Origin of the sequence: Jannaschia donghaensis, from assembly GCF_001403795.1 — a bacterium.
GTDB classification, from domain to species: Bacteria; Pseudomonadota; Alphaproteobacteria; order Rhodobacterales; family Rhodobacteraceae; genus Jannaschia; species Jannaschia donghaensis.
The window spans coordinates 136,185-156,669 of the sequence record NZ_CXSU01000005.1 but is presented as its reverse complement, the minus strand read 5'-3'; the positions used below and the strand labels follow the sequence as shown (position 1 = coordinate 156,669).

Annotated in this window: 23 protein-coding genes; 11 read left to right on the top strand and 12 right to left on the bottom strand. The window is 65.6% G+C overall.

Annotated elements, in window-relative coordinates; all coding sequences use genetic code 11:
* Positions 1 to 8: 8 nt before the first annotated feature.
* From JDO7802_RS01270 to coxB, 5 genes are read right to left on the bottom strand one after another with little or no spacing between them, the layout of a single operon-like run.
* Positions 9 to 812: a cytochrome c oxidase subunit 3 gene (locus JDO7802_RS01270; protein ID WP_055081880.1), complete on the bottom strand. Its 804-nt coding sequence runs from the start codon at positions 810 to 812 to the stop codon at positions 9 to 11.
* A gap of 11 nt (positions 813 to 823) precedes the next feature.
* Positions 824 to 1,414 carry a cytochrome c oxidase assembly protein gene (locus JDO7802_RS01265; protein ID WP_055082940.1) on the bottom strand — a complete coding sequence of 197 codons (591 nt, stop codon included), beginning with the start codon at positions 1,412 to 1,414 and terminating at the stop codon, positions 824 to 826.
* The gene (locus tag JDO7802_RS01260) at positions 1,414 to 1,635 is read right to left on the bottom strand and encodes a cytochrome c oxidase system small membrane protein (RefSeq protein WP_245624080.1); all 222 of its coding nucleotides are present in this window, start codon (positions 1,633 to 1,635) and stop codon (positions 1,414 to 1,416) included. Before JDO7802_RS01260 ends, JDO7802_RS01265 begins: the two co-directional genes overlap by 1 nt.
* Positions 1,635 to 2,573: a heme o synthase gene (cyoE, locus tag JDO7802_RS01255; protein ID WP_055081878.1), complete on the bottom strand. Its 939-nt coding sequence runs from the start codon at positions 2,571 to 2,573 to the stop codon at positions 1,635 to 1,637. Before cyoE ends, JDO7802_RS01260 begins: the two co-directional genes overlap by 1 nt.
* 6 nt (positions 2,574 to 2,579) lie before the next feature.
* The gene (gene coxB, locus JDO7802_RS01250) at positions 2,580 to 3,449 is read right to left on the bottom strand and encodes a cytochrome c oxidase subunit II (RefSeq protein WP_055081877.1); all 870 of its coding nucleotides are present in this window, start codon (positions 3,447 to 3,449) and stop codon (positions 2,580 to 2,582) included.
* Positions 3,450 to 3,921: 472 nt separating this feature from the next.
* On the opposite strand from coxB, the gene tldD reads away from it, so the two are divergent.
* The 3 genes from tldD (at position 3,922) to topA (ending at position 9,935) form a co-directional block, all read left to right on the top strand.
* Positions 3,922 to 5,343 carry a metalloprotease TldD gene (tldD, locus tag JDO7802_RS01245; RefSeq protein WP_055081876.1) on the top strand — a complete coding sequence of 474 codons (1,422 nt, stop codon included), beginning with the start codon at positions 3,922 to 3,924 and terminating at the stop codon, positions 5,341 to 5,343.
* 482 nt (positions 5,344 to 5,825) lie between these two features.
* Entirely contained in the window at positions 5,826 to 7,004 is a 1,179-nt protein-coding gene (gene dprA, locus JDO7802_RS01240; RefSeq protein ID WP_083480958.1) for a DNA-processing protein DprA, read from the top strand.
* A 213-nt stretch (positions 7,005 to 7,217) separates the two neighbouring features.
* Entirely contained in the window at positions 7,218 to 9,935 is a 2,718-nt protein-coding gene (gene topA / locus JDO7802_RS01235; RefSeq protein ID WP_055081875.1) for a type I DNA topoisomerase, read from the top strand.
* Here topA and JDO7802_RS01230 read toward each other — a convergent pair.
* A complete protein-coding gene (locus JDO7802_RS01230) occupies positions 9,910 to 10,344 on the bottom strand; it encodes a VOC family protein (protein ID WP_055081874.1) in 435 nt (144 codons plus the stop codon). The genes topA and JDO7802_RS01230 overlap by 26 nt on opposite strands.
* Before the next feature lie 89 nt (positions 10,345 to 10,433).
* On the opposite strand from JDO7802_RS01230, the gene JDO7802_RS01225 reads away from it, so the two are divergent.
* Entirely contained in the window at positions 10,434 to 11,282 is an 849-nt protein-coding gene (locus JDO7802_RS01225; RefSeq protein ID WP_055081873.1) for a serine hydrolase domain-containing protein, read from the top strand.
* A 2-nt stretch (positions 11,283 to 11,284) separates the two neighbouring features.
* Here JDO7802_RS01225 and JDO7802_RS01220 read toward each other — a convergent pair whose 3' ends face one another.
* Positions 11,285 to 12,487 carry an SMP-30/gluconolactonase/LRE family protein gene (locus JDO7802_RS01220; protein WP_055081872.1) on the bottom strand — a complete coding sequence of 401 codons (1,203 nt, stop codon included), beginning with the start codon at positions 12,485 to 12,487 and terminating at the stop codon, positions 11,285 to 11,287.
* A 192-nt stretch (positions 12,488 to 12,679) separates the two neighbouring features.
* Between JDO7802_RS01220 and JDO7802_RS01215 the strand changes: the two genes are divergently transcribed.
* Positions 12,680 to 13,273, top strand: coding sequence for a nitroreductase family protein (locus tag JDO7802_RS01215; protein WP_055081871.1), 594 nt, complete (start codon positions 12,680 to 12,682; stop codon positions 13,271 to 13,273).
* On the top strand, positions 13,270 to 13,953 hold the full coding sequence (locus JDO7802_RS01210; RefSeq protein ID WP_055081870.1) for an EI24 domain-containing protein: 684 nt from the start codon (positions 13,270 to 13,272) through the stop codon (positions 13,951 to 13,953). Before JDO7802_RS01215 ends, JDO7802_RS01210 begins: the two co-directional genes overlap by 4 nt.
* Here JDO7802_RS01210 and JDO7802_RS01205 read toward each other — a convergent pair.
* Positions 13,950 to 14,228, bottom strand: a complete 279-nt coding sequence (locus JDO7802_RS01205; RefSeq protein WP_055081869.1) for a DUF1467 family protein — start codon at positions 14,226 to 14,228, stop codon at positions 13,950 to 13,952. The genes JDO7802_RS01210 and JDO7802_RS01205 overlap by 4 nt on opposite strands.
* Complete coding sequence (mce, locus tag JDO7802_RS01200) at positions 14,228 to 14,632, bottom strand: methylmalonyl-CoA epimerase (RefSeq protein WP_055081868.1); 405 nt, start codon at positions 14,630 to 14,632, stop codon at positions 14,228 to 14,230. Before mce ends, JDO7802_RS01205 begins: the two co-directional genes overlap by 1 nt.
* Before the next feature lie 139 nt (positions 14,633 to 14,771).
* Here mce and JDO7802_RS01195 point away from each other — a divergent pair, with 139 nt between their 5' ends.
* Positions 14,772 to 15,470 carry a response regulator gene (locus JDO7802_RS01195; protein WP_055081867.1) on the top strand — a complete coding sequence of 233 codons (699 nt, stop codon included), beginning with the start codon at positions 14,772 to 14,774 and terminating at the stop codon, positions 15,468 to 15,470.
* Here JDO7802_RS01195 and JDO7802_RS01190 read toward each other — a convergent pair.
* Genes JDO7802_RS01190 through JDO7802_RS01180 form a run of 3 tightly spaced genes read right to left on the bottom strand, consistent with a single transcriptional unit; the run spans position 15,467 to position 17,574 of the window.
* Positions 15,467 to 16,123 (bottom strand): GNAT family N-acetyltransferase, encoded by a 657-nt coding sequence (locus JDO7802_RS01190; protein ID WP_055081866.1) that lies wholly within the window; start codon positions 16,121 to 16,123, stop codon positions 15,467 to 15,469. The two genes, JDO7802_RS01195 and JDO7802_RS01190, sit on opposite strands and share 4 nt — an antisense overlap.
* Complete coding sequence (locus JDO7802_RS01185; RefSeq protein WP_055081865.1) at positions 16,120 to 16,878, bottom strand: SDR family NAD(P)-dependent oxidoreductase; 759 nt, start codon at positions 16,876 to 16,878, stop codon at positions 16,120 to 16,122. Before JDO7802_RS01185 ends, JDO7802_RS01190 begins: the two co-directional genes overlap by 4 nt.
* 42 nt (positions 16,879 to 16,920) lie before the next feature.
* Positions 16,921 to 17,574, bottom strand: a complete 654-nt coding sequence (locus tag JDO7802_RS01180; RefSeq protein WP_245624079.1) for a DUF3047 domain-containing protein — start codon at positions 17,572 to 17,574, stop codon at positions 16,921 to 16,923.
* Between the two features lie 237 nt (positions 17,575 to 17,811).
* On the opposite strand from JDO7802_RS01180, the gene JDO7802_RS01175 reads away from it, so the two are divergent.
* Genes JDO7802_RS01175 through JDO7802_RS01160 form a run of 4 tightly spaced genes read left to right on the top strand, consistent with a single transcriptional unit; the run spans position 17,812 to position 20,441 of the window.
* Positions 17,812 to 18,318 (top strand): type III secretion system chaperone family protein, encoded by a 507-nt coding sequence (locus JDO7802_RS01175; protein ID WP_055081864.1) that lies wholly within the window; start codon positions 17,812 to 17,814, stop codon positions 18,316 to 18,318.
* 52 nt (positions 18,319 to 18,370) lie between these two features.
* On the top strand, positions 18,371 to 19,165 hold the full coding sequence (proC, locus tag JDO7802_RS01170; protein ID WP_055081863.1) for a pyrroline-5-carboxylate reductase: 795 nt from the start codon (positions 18,371 to 18,373) through the stop codon (positions 19,163 to 19,165).
* Positions 19,162 to 19,500 (top strand): tRNA-binding protein, encoded by a 339-nt coding sequence (locus JDO7802_RS01165; protein WP_055081862.1) that lies wholly within the window; start codon positions 19,162 to 19,164, stop codon positions 19,498 to 19,500. The genes proC and JDO7802_RS01165 overlap by 4 nt, the downstream gene beginning before the upstream one ends.
* Entirely contained in the window at positions 19,497 to 20,441 is a 945-nt protein-coding gene (locus JDO7802_RS01160) for a 2-hydroxyacid dehydrogenase (protein WP_083480957.1), read from the top strand. The genes JDO7802_RS01165 and JDO7802_RS01160 overlap by 4 nt, the downstream gene beginning before the upstream one ends.
* The last annotated feature ends 44 nt before the right edge of the window (positions 20,442 to 20,485 follow it).

Genomic DNA, 20,485 nt, shown 5'->3' with positions numbered 1-20,485 from the left:
TGGCCGGATCAGCCGCCCCAGACGTAGATCGAGGCAAACAGGAACAGCCAGACCACATCGACAAAGTGCCAATACCATGCCGCCGCCTCGAAGCCGATGTGCTTGGACGGCGTGAAATGCCCGGCCTGCAGGCGGAACAGGCAGATAGCCAGAAAGACTGTCCCGATCAGGACGTGCACACCGTGGAAGCCGGTCGCCATGAAGAAGTTCGCGCCATAGATGTTGCCCGAAAATCCGAAGGCCGCGTGGCTGTATTCGTAGATCTGAAATCCGGTGAACAGCGCGCCCAGCGCGATGGCGAGGATCAGGCCCCACTTCATGTCCTGCCGGTTGTTCTCATGGACCAGCGCGTGATGCGCCCAGGTGGCCGCGGCCCCCGAACACAGCAGGATCAGCGTGTTGATCAGCGGCAGATGCCAGGGGTCGAACGTCTCGATCCCCACGGGCGGCCAGACGCCGTCCTCCGTGGGCGATCCGGCCCCCATGGGATAGATCGCGTGTTTGAAGAACGACCAGAACCAGGCCGCGAAGAACATCACTTCGGACATTATGAAGAAGATGAAGCCATAGCGCAGGCCGATGCGCACGACGGGCGTATGGTCGCCCACGTTCGATTCCTTCACCACATCGGCCCACCAGGCGAACATGACGCCAAGCACACCGACGAACCCCACGGCAAACAGCCACGGGTTGGAATGGTCCTTCATCCAGAAGACCGCCCCCAGCAGCATGACGAACCCCGAGACCGAGCCCAGGAACGGCCAGATCGACGGCGGAAGGATGTGGTAGTCGTGGTTCTTGGCACCGGCCATGATGTCGCCTCTCAGTTGGTCTGCGTCGCCGTCGCTGGGGTGATAAGCGCGGCATAGTCGTCGGGCAAGTCCGTTACGTGGAAGGTGTAGGACAGCGTGATCTCGGGGATGCCGGTCGCCTCGGGGTCGTCCACCAGTTCGGGGTCGACATAGAATGTCACGGGCATCGACACGGTTTCGCCGGGCATCAGGATCTGCTCCTCGAAGCAGAAACAGGCGATCTTCACGAAATGCGGTCCGGCGGCATAGGGGGCCACGTTGAAGCTGGCCGTGCCTGCCACCGGTTCATCCGTGGGATTCGTCGCCTCGTAGAAGGCCAGGTTCGTCTCACCGATGCGCACCGTCATGGACGTCTGGACCGGTTTGAATTCCCACGGCATGCCGCGTTCGCGGCTGGCGTCGAACCGCACCAGGACCGTGCGGTCCAGGATTTCGCCCGCCTCGCCCTCGGCCCGCGCGGTCGTGCCGCCATAGCCCGTCACCTTGCAGAACAGATCGTAAAGCGGCACCGCGGCCCAGCCCAGCGATCCCATCGCCACCACCGTGCCCAGCGTCATCGCCAGAACCCGCGCGTTGTCCGTCAGATCCCGCCACCGGCGCATCATTGCGACACCTCCGGCGCAGACGTCGCGGGCACTTCGTTCAGCGACGCGTCGGGAACCAGCGCGGGGCGCGCGACATGGTCGAATGCCTCCGAAAATCCGCCCGACGTGACCTTCACGACCGTCAGGCCGAAAATCACCACGATGAACCCCAGAAGAACGGCCAGCAGGCCGAAATTCCGGCCCCGGCGGCGCACGTGAATTTCATGGTCCTGATGCATCACCAACCCCCAAACGGCAGCGCAGCCTCGGCCACGAACACCGCGAAATGCGCGAACAGATAGATCAGCGACCATTTGAACAGCCGCCGCTCCGCCAGATGCTTGTCGGCCTCGGCCTCGGCATCCGTGCGCCGATACATCGCCCAGGCGCGCTGCAACCAGACCGCATTCAGCACCAGCGCCACGGCCAGCGTCAGCGGCCCGCCGATCGCGGTGAACGCCGTCACCAGCGACACGGCCACCAACCCCAGCGACCACAGCCACGCCTGCCGGCGCGTCTCGTCCCGGCCATGGGTGACCGTCAGCATCGGGATGCGCGCGGCGTGGTAATCCAGCTTGACGAATAGGGCCAGCGCCCAGAAATGCGGCGGCGTCCACATGAAGATCAGGCCGACCATCAACCAGGCCTCCACCGGCGTCGTGCCGGTCACGGCCGCATAGCCGATCAGCGGGGGGAACGCCCCGGCCAGCCCGCCGATCACCGTATTCCAGGACGTCGTGCGCTTGAGCCACATCGAGTAGATTACGGCATAGAAGAAGATCGTGAAGAACAGCCATCCGGCCGCGACCCAATTGGCCGTCAACCCCAGCATCGTCACCGACAGCACCGTCAGGAACAACCCGAACGCCAGCGCATCGGACGGGGCCACGCGGCCCGACGGGATCGGGCGGTTCCGTGTGCGTTTCATCACCCGGTCGATGTCGGCGTCGAACCACATGTTGAGCGCGGCCGACGCCCCGGCCCCCACCGCGATCCACAGGATCGACGTGGCCCCCAAAAACGGATGCACCCCGCCCGGTGCCACCAACAGCCCGACCAGCGCGGTGAACACCGACAACGACATCAGCCGCGGCTTGAGCAGCTGCCAATAGTCGCGCAGACCCGCCTCCTCGGCGGGTCCGTCAGACGTTGCGATATGGAGGGAGAGGTCCGTCAAGGCGACTTACCAGGTCTCGATCTCGCCGGCGCGCACTGCGTCCAGCCATTCGGCATATTTCTCCTCGGACACGACCTTGACCGTGATCGGCATGTAGGCGTGGGCGATGCCGCACAGCTCCGAACACTGGCCGAAGTAGATGCCTTCTTCCTCGGCTTTAAACCACAGCTGCGCCAGACGACCGGGAATGCCATCCTGCTTCACGCCGAAGGCGGGAATGGTCCAGGAGTGGATGACATCGCCGCCCGTCACCTGCATCACGACCGTCTTGCCCACGGGCACGACGACGGCGGTGTCGGTGGCCAGACGGAACTGGTCGGGACCATAGCCCGCCTGCACCAACTGCTCGGCCACTTCGTCGGTCATCATGTTCCCGGCGTCCGCCCCGATCATGTAGGACGAGAATTCGACGCCCTCTTCCTCGGGATATTCATAGCCCCAGTACCATTGGTAGCCGGTGACCTTCACGACCACTTCGCCTTCTGGGATGCGCTGCTGATCGAACAGGACCGGCAGGGAAAACGCGCCGATGCCCACCAGGATCAGGATCGGCACGATCGTCCAGGCCACCTCCAGCGGGGAATTGTGGGTGAACGTCGCCGGGTCCTTGTTCGACTTGGCGTTGAACCGCAGCACGACCCAGGCCAGCAGGCCGGTCACGAACAATGCGATGACCGTGATGATGACCAGAAGGAAGCTGTCGAGCCAGTGGATCTCGGCGGCCAGCGACGTGGCGGCGGGCTGAAACCCGATACCGCCGGCCTGCGGCTGGCCGATGATCGGCAATTCGCCCAGCATCGACTGCGCGCTGGCGGCAAGGGGGGCGAACGTCGTCGCGGCGGTCAGACCGGCGGCCTTGAACGAGGGCATCTTCATGCTGTCTATCCTTAAGCGTCGCGCGATCGGTCGGAGTCGCGCCTGTCGTTTGGACGCCTAAAATCATATCTGGACCCGACTCCGCAAGGCCTCCGCGCCATATGTCGCACGGCGTCGTGGGCGGATCGGACCGGTCCCGACGCGCCCCGGCGGGCACCGTACGCTCCGTGTTCGACCTGACGATTTTCGGCGTCTGTTGCCCCTTGGCCATGCGAATCGCACCGGGACCGCCGGAGGGGCCGTCACCCCCATATCCGACGTAGATCACCCGTGGATCACCCGTGAATCCGGGCTGATTTCAGGGGTATCACGCGCCAGAGAAAATCCCGGATCCGCGCCGCAATTCGCATTTCCGCGAACCTGTCGTTCATCTGTGTGAACATTCCTTAACCTGCGATTCCCGCGCCGCGGCTCTGGGGTCCGGGCTGGAACGGCCCTATATCCGACGGGAACCGATGCCCGAGGATGCCCCATGACCGACACGCCCTTCCGCCCCTTCGAAACCCTTCTGGACCGCGACGCGGCCCTGACGGTCCTGCGCGACACCCTGTCGGGGGCCGACGACGGAGAACTGTTTCTGGAACGTCGGCGGTCGGAAATGGTGGTCTTCGACGATGGTCGACTGAAGACCGCCAGCTATGACGCCTCCGAAGGGTTCGGCCTGCGCGCGCTGCGCGGTGAGACGGCGGGCTATGCCCATTCCACTGAAATATCGGAGAAATCCCTGCGCCGCGCGGCGGAAACGGCGCGCCTGGCCGTGGGCGACGGCGGTGGCACGCTGGCCGATGCGCCCGCCGGCACGAACCGCAAACTCTATACCGACGAGAATCCGATCACCGGCGTCGCCTTCGACGTGAAGCTCGATACCCTGCGCGAAATCGACGCCTTCGCCCGCGCCCTCGACCCCCGCGTCGTGCAGGTCAGCGCCTCGATGTCCGCGTCCTTGCAGGAGGTGGAGATCCTGCGCGCCGAAGGGGCCTCCGTCTCGGACGCGCGGCCCATGGTGCGCCTGAACGTGTCGATCATCGTGGAGGAGCAGGGCCGCCGCGAATCCGGTACCGCCGGCGGCGGCGGACGTGTCGGCCTGACCGGCCTGACGGACCGCAACCATTTCCAATCGCTCGCTAAAGAAGCGCTGCGCATCGCCGTCGTGAACCTGTCGGCCGTGCCCGCCCCCGCCGGGGTGATGGACGTGGCCCTGGGCGCGGGCTGGCCCGGCATCCTGCTGCACGAGGCGGTGGGACATGGATTGGAGGGCGACTTCAACCGCAAGGATCAAAGCGCCTTCGCCGGGCTTCTGGGTCAGCGTATCGCCAGCCCCGGCGTCACCGTTCTGGACGACGGCACCATCCCCGACCGCAGGGGGTCGATCACCGTCGACGACGAAGGCACGCCCAGCGCCAAGAACACCTTGATCGAGGACGGCATCCTGGTCGGCTATATGCAGGATCGCCAGAACGCCCGCCTGATGGGCGTCGCGCCAACCGGGAACGGCCGGCGCGAAAGCTATGCCCACACGCCCATGCCACGCATGACCAATACCTACATGCTGGGCGGGGACATAGCCCCGGGCGATATCGTGGCGGATGTGAAGGATGGCATCTATGCCGTCGGCTTCGGTGGCGGCCAGGTCGATATCACCAACGGCAAGTTCGTGTTCAGCTGCACCGAAGCCTACCGCGTTCGGGGCGGCGCCGTCGGAGACCCGGTCAAGGGCGCGACCCTGATCGGCGACGGCGCCACCGCCCTGACCAACATCCGCGCCATCGGCAACGACATGGCGCTGGATCCGGGCATGGGCAACTGCGGCAAGGCCGGCCAATGGGTGCCCGTGGGTGTGGGCCAGCCAACACTGCTGATCGGCGGGCTGACGGTGGGTGGCTCGGCGGCGTGAAGCCGATGCGATCCGGTTCCGCCCCGGCTTTGGGGATGTCCAGGGCCAAGGAGTGTTAGCGCGGGCAAATTGGCTTTCTCTCGCAGTCCAGTTTTGCCTGGGCCCGGCTTTCGTCGGCGCGGTTTGGTATTCATCGTCTCGCCGTCCACGCGTGGACGGCGATGACAAAGTCACATTGTGACTAGCCGAAACCGGCTCGCTCCTCATGTTGCACCGTTTTCGGCCATGGTCGCAACGCTCACAGCGCGGGCGACGCTCGCCCGCTGCTATAACAGGACCGTGCGGGTGGGGTGCTGTCATGGGACTTGCGACCCTGCTTCCGGTCGCTGCGCTGCGCTGGGCCGAGGCGGATGCGAACGACGTCCTCGTGATAAGCTGGCTTCGCGCCGGGGTTTTCAGGATGGGCCGCGACGACCACGGAGCCCGACGCCATCCCTCGTTCAGTTAACCATTCTTAAACGACCATCGGTCCAATCTGCCTCATGGACTACGCGAATCCCTCCGACCTCCTCCGCTTCCCCGACGACTTCGCCGAAGCTCCTCTGCCGGTCTTTGATGGCCCGCCGTCGCAGGAGGAATTGTTTGCGCGTCTGCGCCTCGCCCGGTCCCGCCGGGTGGGGCCGGCCACGTTTCGCAGACTTATTGCCGAACATGGCGATGCCCAAACCGCATTGGCCGTGCTCCCGGGCATCGCCCGCGCCGCCGGTGCGTCGGACTACACGGTCGCGGATGAGGCATCGGTGCGCCGAGAGGTCCGCGCGGCGCGCAAACACGGCGCGCGGCTGCTGACGTTGGGTGCGCCGGGATATCCTGCGCGGCTCGCTGACGTCTCCTCCGCGCCCGCGGTGCTTTGGGCGCAGGGCGACGCAGGTGTACTGGCGCGCCCGACGGTCGCAATCGTCGGCACACGCAATGCTTCGTCTCTGGCGCTTCGCATGGCGCGCGCCCTGGGGCGCGATCTGGCCGAAGCCGGCGTCACCGTGGCCTCGGGGCTTGCGCGGGGCGTGGACGCGGTCGCCCACGATGCGGCCCTAGTCGGGCATACGGTCGCGGTACACGCCGGTGGGCTCGATTGCGTCTATCCGGCCGAAAACGTCGATTTGGCGGCAAAAATCGCCGAGGCTGGCTGCAACCTGTCCGAACGCCCCTTCGGCCTTGCCCCCCAGGCCCGCGACTTTCCCCGCCGCAACCGCATCGTCGCCGGCGTCGCGCAGGCCGTCGTGGTGGTGGAGGCGGCGGCCAAGTCCGGCTCCATGATCACCGCGCGCGACGCCCTCGATCAGGGGCGCGAAGTGATGGCCGTGCCCGGTCATCCGTTCGACGGGCGCGCATCGGGCTGCAATCTGCTGCTGCGCGACGGGGCCACGCTGGTGCGCGGTGTGGCCGATGTGCTCGAATACCTCGACACGCTGCGCGCCGTCCCTGCGGCGGCACTTGCTCAACCCGACATGTCGCCCACCCCGAGCCCGCCACCGGGACACGACCTGGAGGCGCGCATCCTGTCGCTTCTCTCTCCGGTTCCCGTCCCCGAGGATCAGCTGCTGCGCGATCTGGCGTCGGGCGGCGCTATCGCCGCACCGGTTCTGTCGGCACAGCTGTCGGAAATGGAACTGTCCGGTCAGATCGCGCGCCGTGCCGGCGGGGGTCTTGTCCGGCTCTGACCCGCGTCGCCGTTTCTGACATCCATCGAGACAGGTGAGCTTAGGCCATCGGCGGCGACGGCCCATCGACACCGTATTGCGGTGCCGAAAGCGTCACCGGACCCGGCATTGACAATACCCGGGTAGGCCCCACATGGTCCGCGGCCCAAGGGGACAGGCCACCCGCGTCGCCGCCAGATCCCCCGCATCGAACAGTTTCCGAGGTCTCCGCCCATGCCCGTCGTCGTCGTCGAATCCCCGGCCAAGGCCAAGACAATCAACGGATATCTGGGCAAGGATTACACCGTTCTCGCCAGTTACGGTCACGTCCGCGATCTGGTGGGCAAGGACGGCTCGGTCGATACCGACGGGTCATGGGACATGACATGGGAGGTGCCCGCCGACAGCAAGAAACGGATCAAGGACATCGCGGACGCGCTGGCCGACGATCCGAACTTGATCCTCGCGACCGACCCCGACCGGGAGGGCGAGGCGATTTCCTGGCACCTGCAGGAAGCGTTGCTGGCGCGGCGTGGCATCAAGAAGGACATGCCGGTCAGCCGGGTGGCCTTCAACGCGATCACCAAGAAGGCCGTGCAAGAGGCGATCGCCAACCCGCGCGACATCGATACCCCGCTGGTCCACGCCTATCTGGCCCGCCGCGCGCTGGATTATCTGGTGGGGTTCAACCTGTCGCCCGTGCTTTGGCGCAAGCTGCCCGGCTCCAAGTCGGCGGGCCGTGTGCAATCGGTTTGCCTGCGCCTCGTGGTCGAGCGCGAGATGGAGATCGAGGCGTTCGATGCGCGCGAATATTGGTCCGTCCGCGCCATGCTGGAAACGCCGCGCGGCCAACAGTTCGAGGCGCGGCTGGTGGCGCTGGCCGGCAAGAAGCTCGACCGGTTCGATCTGGCCGACGCGACGCAGGCCGAACTCGCCGTGCAAGCCGTCGAAAGCCGCGACCTGACCGTCACCTCCGTGGAGGCGAAGCCGGCCACCCGCAACCCCAGCCCGCCCTTCATGACGTCGACATTGCAACAGGAAGCCAGCCGCAAGTTCGGCATGGGGGCCAAGGCCTGCATGTCCACGGCGCAGCGCCTGTATGAAGCCGGGCACATCACGTACATGCGGACCGATGGCATCGACATGGCCCCCGAAGCCGTCGCCGAGGCGCGCGCCGCCATTCAGGACCGCTATGGCAAGGCGTACACCCCGGCCGAGCCGCGCACCTATAAGAACAAGGCCAAGAATGCCCAGGAAGCACATGAGTGCATCCGCCCCACCGACATGTCCAAGGCCACCGACGATCTGCGGCTGGAAAAGGACCAGAAGCAACTCTACGACCTGATCTGGAAACGCACACTCGCCAGTCAGATGGCCGCCGCCAAGATGGAGCGGACGACCGTGACCATCGCCGATGCGGGCGGTCAGGTCGAATTGCGCGCCACCGGTCAGGTCGTGGTCTTCGACGGCTTCATGAAGGTCTATACCGAAGGTCGCGACGACGACGCGCCCACCGGTGACGACGACAAGCGTCTGCCCGCCATCCACGACGGCGACATCGCCAAAAAGGTCGCCGGCGCCTACAAGGACGACTTCGCCAAGCTGGTCGAGAACGACAAGACATCGGACGCATTGGTCGACGCGGTCGATGCGCAGCCGTCGAATGCCCGCCTTGCCCCCTCGGCCGCGGTGCTGGGCCAGCAGAGCTTTACCCAGCCGCCGCCGCGCTACACCGAAGCCACGCTGGTCAAGAAGATGGAGGAGTTGGGCATCGGTCGCCCGTCGACCTATGCCAGCATCCTGTCGACGATCGTGGACCGCGGCTATGCCCGCAAGGAGGGCAACCGTCTTTTCCCGGAGGATCAGGGTCGACTGGTGACTGTTTTCCTGTCGAACTATTTCCGCCGTTACGTCAGCTACGATTTCACCGCCGGGTTGGAGGAAGAGCTGGACGAGGTCTCCGCCGGCGGCAAGAATTACAAGGATGTGCTCGACCGGTTCTGGCGCGATTTCTCGGCCGCCATCGGCGAGACGAGCGAGCTGCGGATCACCGAAGTCCTAGACAAGATCAACGAAGTCCTGTCGCCCCATATCTTCCCCGACAAAGGCGACGGCAGCGACCCACGCCTGTGCCCCAAGTGTGGTGAGGGTCGTCTGTCGATGCGCACCGCACGGTCGGGCGGGGCCTTCATCGGCTGCGGCAATTATCCTGAATGCCGGTACACCCGTCCCTTCGGCCCGCCGGGCATGGAAGGCGAGAACCAGGGCGACGAGCGGATGCTGGGTGTGGAGCCCGAGAGCGGCATGGAAGTCTGGCTGAAGTCAGGTCGTTTTGGCCCCTATGTGCAACTCGGCGAAGCGACCGAGGAGAACAAGAAGCCCAAGCGCTCCTCCCTGCCCAAGACATGGCCGCCCGAGAGCATCGACTTCGACAAGGGCATGCAGCTTCTGACCCTCCCTCGCGAGGTCGGCACGCACCCCGAGGACGGCGAACCGATCACGACCAACCTTGGTCGGTATGGGCCGTATGTGATGCACAAGCGGCCCGAGGACGCCAAGCCGGTCTATGCCAACCTGTCGGACGAGGAAGAGGTCTTTACCATCGGGATGAACCGCGCGGTCGAGGTTCTGGCCGACAAACGCGCCAATCCGCGCGGTGCGGGACGTGCCGCGGCCAAAGCGCTGCGCGATCTGGGCGAACACCCCGAAAACGGAGGCGCGATGGCCGTCATGGAAGGACGGTTCGGCCCCTACATCAAGTGGGAGAAGGTTAACGCGACCCTGCCCAAGGATGTCTCGCCCGAAGAGTTGACGGTCGCGCAGGCGGTTGAACTGATCGCTGCGAAGGCGGCCAAATCGCCCAAGAAGAAGGCCGCCGCGAAGAAACCTGCCGCCAAGAAAAAGCCGGCAGCTAAGAAGGCTACGGCTAAGAAGGCTGTTCCCAAGACCTGAGGCACGGCTTGTCCGGCTGCACCAGTTCGAGGCGATTGCCGTCACGGTCGGTCATGAAGGCGCAGGTGGATCCCGGCTGCGCGTGGCCCGCATAGGCAGGAACGGTCACGTCCTTCGCCTCCAACATGGCCTGCGCGGGATGGATGTCGTCGGCCGCCAGCGCCAAATACGTCCAACCCCGCGCGCCGAAACTCTCCACGATGCCCTGTGCCTCGTCCGGACCAAAGGCGGCACCGGACCGGCAGACAAGACTGAGGCGCGCCGGGCCCCACGTGACGACACCGATGCGAGCGTCGTCGGCCGTCCATTCGTCGGTCAGGATAGACCCGAGTCTCTCTCCGTACCGAGTGACAGCGATTTCAAAATCGGAAATCGATGGAGCAGGATGGTGTAGGCCAGTGATCGGCATCAAAGCCTCTTTGTCCGCGCAATCCTGCAACGCTCCGGTCCCGCGCAGAAGCCCTTGCCGACGACGTGATCCAGGGCCCAGACTGACCCATGATCTTTACGGCCCACCTCACCGACGATGGCTTGATCGTTGACGACGCCCCGCCGCTGCCATGGTGGAGCATATCGAAAACCATGCTCGCCGCGCTGTGCGTCAAGGCCCACGTCCGGGGCGATCTGGATCTAGACGTGCCGTGCGCAGGCCGCCCTTGGACGCTGCGCGATCTTTTAGAGCATCGGGCGGGTCTGGGCGACTACGGCCCTCTTCCCGCATACCGCGCGGCGGTGGCGGCCGGGAAACCTGTCTGGTCGACGAATGATTTCTTGGCCGCTGTCCCGCCCGATTTCCCCGATGCGCCGCCGCAGACGCGATTTTCCTATTCCAACATCGGCTATCTGCTTGCACGCCAGGCGCTGGAGTCGGCGACGGGACGGACGTTCGCGGACCTGCTGACGGATCTGACCGTGCCGTTCGGCCTCGATTCCGTCCGCCTCGCTACACTGCCCGAGGATTTCGCCGACCTGCCTTTCCGATCCGACGACTATCATCCCGGCTGGGTTGCCCACGGTTGCGTGATTGGCACGCCCGGCGATGCGGTGCGCCTGTTGCAACTCATTTTGACGGATCCGGGTCTGGCACCGATGCAAGCCGCAAAATCCCTGCCCTTCCACGACCCGGCGCGCGTTTGGACAAGCACGGGATACGGCCTTGGGCTGATGATCGGCACTGTCGGATCCGCCGGCCGCGCGCTGGGCCATTCCGGGGGCGGTCCATTTTCCGCCTGCGCCGCCTATGCGTTCCCCGATCTGCCGGGCGCGCCGATCACGGCCGCCTTCGTTTCCGGCGGGGACGAAGCCCCCGCCGAACATCATGCACTCAGGCATGCGATTGGCGCCTGACGTCAGGCCGGGCCCGACCCCTGCGTGCCGGTATAGACGGAATAGATCGACTGCGACGCGGCCATGAACAGACGGTTCCGCTTGGGTCCGCCAAAGCAGATGTTGCCGCAAATCTCCGGCAGGCGGATGCGGCCCATCAACGTGCCGTCCGGTGCCCAGACGGTCACGCCCGAATACCCGACGTTGCGACCCGCATTCGACGACGCCCAAAGGTTTCCCGCCACGTCCGTGCGCAACCCGTCGGGCCCGCATTTCACGCCGTCGACCATGCAGTCGGAAAACACGCGGCGGTTCGACAGCGTGCCATCGTCGCCCACGTCCATCGCGATGACCTCGCCGTTGCCGCCCGGCCCCGTGTCGCCCGGCCCCTTGCCCGTCGATGCGATGTAGAGGACCCGGTGATCGGGCGAAAAGCACAGACCGTTCGGGTCTGCCGCATCCTCCTCCGTGGCGACCCGGGTGATCGCTCCGTCGGTCCCGATGCGGTATGTGGCGGTCTCCATCTCGCGGATATAGTCCCCGATCTCGGGCGGCTGACCCAACCGGGGGTTCAGCAATCCCGCGGCGTTCGACGGCCCGCCCGCCGCGTCAGGTGCCCCTTCGTAGAGTTGACCGCCGTACGGCGGATCGGTGAACCAGATGCTGCCGTCGGTGTGTTCAATCACGTCGTTGGGCGAATTGAAGCGCTTGCCCTCGAACATATCGGCCAGAACGGTGATCGACCCATCGTGTTCATAGCGCACGACCCGCCGCGTCAGATGTTCCGCCGACAATTGTCGGCCCTGCCGATCGAAACTGTTGCCGTTGGAATAGTTCGACGGCATCCGGAATTCGCTGACGTGGTTATCGTCGTCCAGCCATCGCATCTGCCGGTTCTCTGGAATGTCCGACCAGATCAGGTATTTGCCCACGCTGTTCCAGGCAGGTCCCTCGGCCCAGCGCGCACCCGTCCAAAGTCGTTCGATCGACGCATTGGGCTGCATCACGCCCCAGAGTTTATCGTCGACCGACACCAAGTCCGGATCCCAGAAATAAACGTTCGGCTGGGCGTCCGGCCCGAAGGTCCGGCGTGGCGTCGTGATGGTGGTCAGCGGCTCCACCGCAGTCGATTGCGCGCGCGCCGCGACCGTCGTCAATGCGACGGCACCGCCGCCCAATGCGCCAAGCGCCTGCCGGCGCGACAGGCTCTGTATCATCTTCGTCATTGTCTTCCTCCCAAGTGCGGCAAGGACCGCTCCTCAGCTTCCGTCGGTTCCCGCGTTTCGCGGGATTCGATTGACGTTACGTAAGGGACTGGCGGTTTTCCGCCGAACCTTCTGGGCCCTCGCGCACCTGCCCCGGTCTTGAAACCCCGGCGCACGCGCGCGACATGGGGATCAGCCCGGAAAAGGATAAAAATGCCCGATATCGCCCCCCTGACGCCGCGCCCCGATGTCGTCGATTTCCTGCGCGCGCGCCGGTCACGCCCCGCCAAGACCCTGCGTGCGCCAGCCCCCGACCGTGCCGCGCTGGAGCCGTTGCTGACCGCGGCGCTGCGCGTGCCCGACCACGGCAAGCTGGAACCCTGGCGTCTGATCGTGTTGGAGGGTGCCGCGCTGAACCGGCTGGCCGATGTCACCCGGCGGCTGGGTGCCGCTCAGGCGCGCGACGCCGACAAACTGCCAAAGAACGCCGCGATGTTCGCGGACGCGCCGCTGATGGTCGCAGTCGTCGCCTGCCCTGTCGCGTCCGACAAGATCCCGGAGGTGGAGCAGACGCTGTCCGCCGGATGCGTCTGCCTGAACCTTGTGACGGCTGCCCTGGCGGCGGGTTGGGGGGCGAACTGGCTGTCGGGCTGGATGGCCTACGACCGCGACTGGCTGAACGACGGGCTGTCGCTTGCGCCAACCGAATGGGTCGCGGGCTTCGTCGTTCTGGGCACCGAGACGTCGGTGCCACCCGACCGGCCCCGTCCGGATGTCGCCGCCCGCACAAGCTGGATCTCAGCATGATAGACGATGCGCTGCGCGCCATCGGGCAGTTGGGCGACCCCCGATTTCGCCGCGTGCTGCTGCTTGGCGTCGGGCTGTCGCTGTCGCTCCTGATCGCCTTCTCTGCGTTGATGGTCTGGGGCGCTGCCGCCTTTGTCGGACCGTCCGTCACCTTGCCTTGGCTGGGGGAGGTCACATGGCTCGACAACGTGGCGGGATGGGCCGTCGTGCCCTTCACCCTGATTGCGTCGGTGTTCCTGATGGTGCCCGTCGCGTCGGCCTTCACCGGGGTCTTTCTGGACCGGATCGTGGACGCGGTCGAGGATCGCCATTACCCCGGCCTGCCCCCCGCCCGGACCCAGGGATGGGGTGAAATGCTGCGTGAAAGCGCGGGGTTCCTCGGGCTGGTCATCGGGGTCAACCTGCTGGCGTTGATCGCCTATCTGGTGCTGGCGCCCCTGGCCCTGTTCATCTTCTGGGGGGTCAACGGATTCCTTCTAGGCCGGGAATATGCGCAGATGGTCGCGCTGCGTCGGATGTCACGGACAGATGCCGAGGCCTTCCGCGCGCGCAACCGCGGCGCGATCTGGGCGATGGGCGTGTTAATGGCCATTCCGCTTTCAGTGCCGATCCTGAACCTGCTGGTCCCGGTCATCGGCGCGGCCAGCTTCGCGCATCTGTTCCACCGCCTGACGCGCTAGCCCAGAACCTCGCGCCCGGTCCACCGGCGGAGATCGTCGATCGTCAGGTTGCCGCTGGTTATGAACCAGATCAGCGGGATCCAGAGAACCAATGTGATCCCGGTGGCCCAGGCGATGCGCCGCCAGACGCGGATCGGGTCCGCCGGTGTCGATGCATGGGTGCCCATCGAAACCTTACCCTGATCGCCCTGCGTGTTCTGGCCAATCTGCAGCCCCAGCATGAAGACCATGGCCCAGATCATCATGAAGACGACGATTGCCGAGAAGACGGACATCAGACCTGCTCCAGTTCGACCAGGGTGCCGGTAAAATCTTTGGGATGCAGGAACAGCACCGGCTTTCCATGCGCGCCGATCTTCGGCTCGCCGGTGCCAAGGACCCGCGCCCCGGACGCAATCAACGTGTCGCGCGCCGCCAAGATGTCTTCGACTTCGTAGCAGATGTGATGAATGCCGCCCGAAGGGTTCTTGTCCAGGAACCCTTGGATCGGGCTGTCATTTCCAAGTGGATGAAGCAGTTCGATCTTCGTGTTGGGAAGCTCGATGAACACCACGGTGACGCCGTGGTCCGGCTCCGCCTGCGGCGGATTCACCTTCGCACCCAGCGTATCGCGGTACTGCGCGGCGGCCGCCTCAAGGTCGGGTACGGCGATGGCCACGTGATTGAGATTGCCGATCATGTCAGACCCCCGTTTCTGCCTGCGACATAGGCGACCGGCAGGGGGGGTCGCAAGCCGGCGGCGCGATTTGTCGCGCGGCGTTCAACTTTCGTTAAGGTTGTTAGGCGAATGCTGATGTTGAACCTGCTGGAGAGACCTTATGTCCGATTCGGACTTCATGATCCGCCCCGTGCCGACACCGCAGCGCCCCTTGTTGGGTCAGACCGTCCTTCTGGTCGAAGATAGCCGCTATGCCTCCGAAGCGGTACGCATGCTGGCGCTGCGATCGGGCGCACGTATTCGGCGGGCCGATTGCATCGCCTCCGCCGAACGCCATTTGAACACCTACCGGGCGGAAGTCGCCATCATCGACCTCGGCCTGCCCGATGGATGCGGGCTCGACCTCATTGCCCGACTGAACCGCGCGGCGCAGCGCCCGACCGTCTTGATCGGCACGTCGGGCCGCGACGCGACAGAGGTAGAGCGGGAAACGCTCAATGCGGGGGCCGACGGCTTCCTCGCCAAACCGATCGAAAGCATGGCGTCCTTCCAGCAAGCCATCCTGCGCCATCTCCCCCCCGAATTTTGGCCCAAGGGCTTGCGCGTCGTCGGGTCCGAGACGGTAGAGCCGGACCGCCTCGCCCTGAGCGAAGACCTGGCCTATGCCGAACGCCTGCTGACCGAAAATCGTGTCGCGCCCAGCTTCGTGGCCGACTTTCTGACCGGCCTTGCCCGGACCGGCAACGATGCCGAACTTCTGGATCAGACGCAGGGCCTTGCCGGTCGCACGGTGGACGATCTGCGCCCGCAATTGCAGGCTCTCATTTCGCAGCATCGGCAGGAACGCCGGGTCGTCTAGCCCGTCAGCGTCGCCAGCGATTGCCGCTGACCCCCCTGCGCATCGAAATTCGACGGGGCCAGCCATGCCAGATGCGCCGCGCGCAGGCGGGGCCAGTCGCCATCAAGGATCGCGAACCAAGCCGTGTCGCGATTTACGCCCTTCGCCACCATGTGCTGGCGGAACACCCCTTCGAAGGTGAAGCCATAGCGCCCGGCTGCCCGCCGACTGGGTGCGTTCTCGGCGTTGCATTTCCATTCCACACGGCGAAATCCTGCCGCGAAGGCGCAGTCGATCATCAGGTGGATCGCCTCGGTGGCCGCCGGCGTGCGCTGCAATCCCGGCGACAGGGCGATGTTGCCGATCTCGATCACGCCGTTGGCGCGGTCGATCCGCATCATCGACGCGACACCGGCCCATCCCGACGGTCCCTTGATCGCGTAGAAGACTGGATCGTCACTGGCCGCCGCGCCTTCGGCCCACAGGCGATACACCTGTGGGTCCGGAAACGGGCCGTAAGGCATATAGGCCCAATGCGACGCTTCAGGTGGATTGGCGGCATGCAACGCCTGCGCATGCGCGTCGACGCTCAACCGGTCCAGCCGCGCGTATCGCCCCGCCATCGACGCGGGCGGTGTCCAAATCAACGGTCTCCAATCCGCAAGATCGGTCATTTCGGCGTCATGCGGATCGCTCCGTCCAGTCGGATGACCTCCCCGTTCAGCATGGGATTGGCCGCGATGTGCCCGACCAGCGACGCAAATTCCGCCGGATGACCCAGCCGCGAGGGATAGGGCACTTGTGCGCCCAGGCTGTCCTGAACCTCCTGCGGCAAACCTTCCAGCATCGGGGTCAGAAACAGGCCGGGGGCGACGGCAACGACGCGGATGCCGCTGCGCGCAAGGTCCCGCGCCATTGGCAAGGTCATCGCCGCGACCGCCCCCTTGGACGCGGCATAGGCGATTTGCCCGATCTGTCCCTCATACGCCGCGACGGAGGCGGTGTTCACGATGACCCCCCGCTCCCCGTCTGGGCCGCGGCCGTCCTGACCCGCCATGATGGCAGCGGCCGCGGAGGCACAATTGAAGGTCCCGATCAGATTGATCTGGATGACCTTTGCGAAAAGCGCGGGGTCATGGGCCCCGTCGCGGCCCACCGTCTTGGCAGCAGGCGCGATGCCCGCGCAGTTCACCATCAGGTCAAGCCGCCCGTCCCCCGCAACATCGCCCAGCGTCGCAGCGCAGGCCGCCGCATCCGTCACGTCCAGTCTGTGAAACGTGCCGTTCAACTCATCGGCCAGGTCGGCCCCCGCCTCATTCAGATCAAGGATCGCGACCTGGCCGCCCGCCGCCGCGATGTGCCGCGCCGTCGCCGCCCCCAGCCCGCCGGCCCCGCCAGTGATTGCCGCCACGCATCCATTCAAGTCCATCGCACCCTCCATTCGTTGGCGCGACGGTAGCGGGCCGCCGCGTCAGCGCAAGTCGGGGGCCGTGATCGACGCGCGGATCTTGGTGTCGGTGTCGTCGCTGTCCGCCGAAATGCCGACGCCCATCAGGACCTCGGGCGCGCCGCCGAATGCGCGTGCATAGTCCGCCGCCAGATTCACGTTTTCGGCAAACTGGCCCGTGCCCGCCTGGCGCAGAACCACGGTTTTCAACCCTGGCAGATATGGGCTGTCCTGTATCGTGCCGCGCCCGTCGTCGTCTCCCCAGACATAGACCAGAACCCGGGTGTTCGGGTCGCGCAGCAGGGCCGTCGCGCGGTTCGGATTCGCGGTGGCCGCCGTCGCCGCATCGGTGAAGGCGAAATAAACGGCCAGATTGCGATCATCCCCGCCCTTGCGCCGCAGGTCCGTCGCCGGAACACCCTCGGCAACCGCCCAGGTCCAGGTGGCGGACCGGGTGCCGCGAAGGGCGTCTGGCACCGCCTTCCAGAGCAAGGACACGGTGCCGTCCGACACCACCTGCAACGACGCGCCGTTCTGGCCGTAGTCGTTGGAAGTGAAGCGCAGGAATCCCTGCTCCTTCCAACTGCCGTCGAACGACAGAGGCTGGGTCTGGCCGGGCGTGGCAAGGAGGAAGGACAGGGCGAAGGCGGAGGCGCAGGCCGGGATCATGAATTTCATGTCCAACCATCTAGCGCAGTTGTCATAGCCGAGGTTTCACATGGCCGTGACGCCGGAAGACAAAGAATTCACATGCCTGTGGAGGAGCGCGTTTCCCGCGTGAAATCTGTGGAGAAGGGAAAACCGCCCCTTTACAGGGACTCCGCCGCCCTTCACCATATATTGTAGGCGAGCGCGGCCCAAAACATAGGGATCGCGCAACGCACAAGCCCTATGGGCGACATCGGAAGGCCGAACATGCTGCACCAGCGCGATCAATTCTCGGACACCGGCGATCTGCACCCCATCGATTTGGTGGAAACCGTCGCCGAGACCCACGACTGGGACTTCGACCGTACCGGAGAGGATCAAATCTCCATGGTGGTCGAAGGCCAGTGGCGCAGCTATTCCGTCACCCTTGCCTGGTCCGAGGTGGACGAGACGCTGCGCCTTGTCTGCTGCTTCGAGATGGAGCCGCCCGAGGACAGCCTGCCCAAGCTCTACGAGGTTCTGAACCTTGCCAACGACGAAAGCTGGGCCGGGTCCTTCTCCTATTGGACCGCGCAGAAGATGATGGTCTGGCGCTATGGTCTGGTGCTGGCCGGCGGGGCCTGCGCCCAAGTCGAGCAGATCAACGCCATCGTGGCCGAAGCCATTTTGACCGGAGAGCGCTACTATCCCGCGTTCCAACTGGTGTGCTGGGGCGGGCGTGCGCCGACCGACGCGATCCAGATCGCCATGGCCGGGGCTTACGGTCACGCCTGACGCCTTGGCACGCTTAGGGACGCCGCTTAGGGTCGCGAAAACCGGAGGGATCATGGACTTCACCGACATCAATGCCCGTGGCGTCGTTCTTCTGGGGTGCGGCAAGATGGGCGGCGCGATGCTGGCGGGCTGGCTGGACCGGGGCCTGACGCCGCAGGCGGCAACCGTGCTCGACCCCCACCCATCGGACTGGTTGCGGGGCACCGGCGTCGCCTTGAATACCGATCTTCCCGATACCCCGGCCATCACGCTGATTGCGGTCAAACCGCAGATGATGGGCGACGCCCTGCCCGCGCTTCGCGGTTTGTCGGACACGCTTTTCGTCTCAATCGCGGCCGGAACGCCCATTGCGGCGTTCGAAACGGCCTTCGGCGTGGACGCCCGCATTATCCGCGCCATGCCCAACACCCCCGCCGCTGTCGGGCGTGGGATCACGGCGATCGTCGGGAACAGTCGGACTGGCCCAGCGGATCTGGACCTTGCCGAAGGCTTTCTGGCGGCCGTGGGGGAAGTCGTTCGGCTGGACCACGAAGACCAGATGGACGCGGTCACGGGCCTGTCGGGCTCCGGCCCCGCCTATGTGTTCCACATGATCGAGGCGCTGCGCGACGCCGGGGTGGCACAGGGCCTGCCGGACGATCTGGCGCTGCAACTGGCCCGCGCGACCGTGGCCGGGTCGGGCGAATTGGCCATGACGGGCGAAGACCCCGGCCAGTTGCGCGTCAACGTCACCTCGCCCAATGGCACGACCCAAGCGGGGTTGGAGGTGCTGATGAAGGAGCTGCCTGACCTGATGGCGCGCACCGTCAAAGCGGCCGCCGACCGCTCGCGGGAGTTGCGAACATGAGCGAGATCGATTTCGATGACTTCCTGAAGGTCGATATTCGTGTCGGTCGCGTCATTCGCGCCGAACCCTACCCCGAGGCGCGTAAGCCTGCGATCAAGATGTGGATCGATTTCGGTGCCGAGATCGGTGAGCGGAAGACCTCCGCTCAGGTGACGGCGCATTACACGCCCGAGACGCTCGTGGGGCGTCAGGTCGTTGCCGTCGTCAACTTTCCGCCCCGCCAGATCGGCACCTTCATGTCCGAGGTCCTCGTCCTCGGCCTGCCCGATGCCACCGGCGAAGTCGTCTTGCTTTCGCCCGATCAAACCGTGTCCGAAGGAGGGCGGATGCATTGAAAAAACTCTTCGTGTCCCGCGCCCTGCCTGACAGCGTGATGGCCGCCCTTGCCGAGCATTTCGACGTTACCTGCCGCGACGCCACCCGACCGATGGGCGTCGACGAATGTCGCGCCGCCCTCGCGGATCATGACGTCGTTCTGCCCACGTTGGGCGACGCTTTCACCGCCGATGCCTTCACCGGCGACATTCGCGCGAAAGGCCTTGCCAATTTCGGTGTCGGCTTCAACCATATCGACGTGGACGCCGCCCGCGCCGTCGGTCTGGTCGTCACCAACACGCCCGGTGCCGTCACCGACGCCACGGCGGACACCGCCATGACCCTGATCCTGATGGCCGCCCGCCGCGCCGGCGAGGGGGAGCGGATGGTCCGCGCGGGCGACTGGCACGGCTGGCACCCGGTGCAGATGCTGGGGATGCATGTGTCGGGCAAGACGGTCGGAATCATCGGCATGGGTCGCATCGGGCAGGCCATCGCCAAACGCTGCACCGCCGGGTTCGGGATGAAGGTGGTCTTCTGGAACCGCTCTGACAAAAGCATCGACGGGGCCGATCAACTGGCCAGCGTCGCCGACGTCTGCACGCAGGCCGACGTCGTCGTCACCGCCCTCGCCGCCACCGCCGAAACGCGCCACATCATCGATGCCGAAGCCCTGTCCGCGATGCAGCCGCACGCCATCCTGGTGAACATCGCACGCGGCGATGTGGTGGACGAAGCCGCATTGATCGAAGCGCTGCAATCCGGGGCGATCGGTGGCGCGGGCCTTGACGTCTACGAACGCGAACCCACCGTGCCCGACGCGCTTAAGGCGCTCGAAAACGTCGTCTTGCTGCCCCATCTGGGCACCGCCGCATTGGAAGTGCGCGAAGACATGGGCCGGATGGCGCTGGAGAACGCGGTCGCCATCGCCGAAGGTCGCACCCCCCCGAACCCGGTCTGACCTTCTGACCGCAAACACCTCGGGGGGCCGGTGTGGCCGGGGGC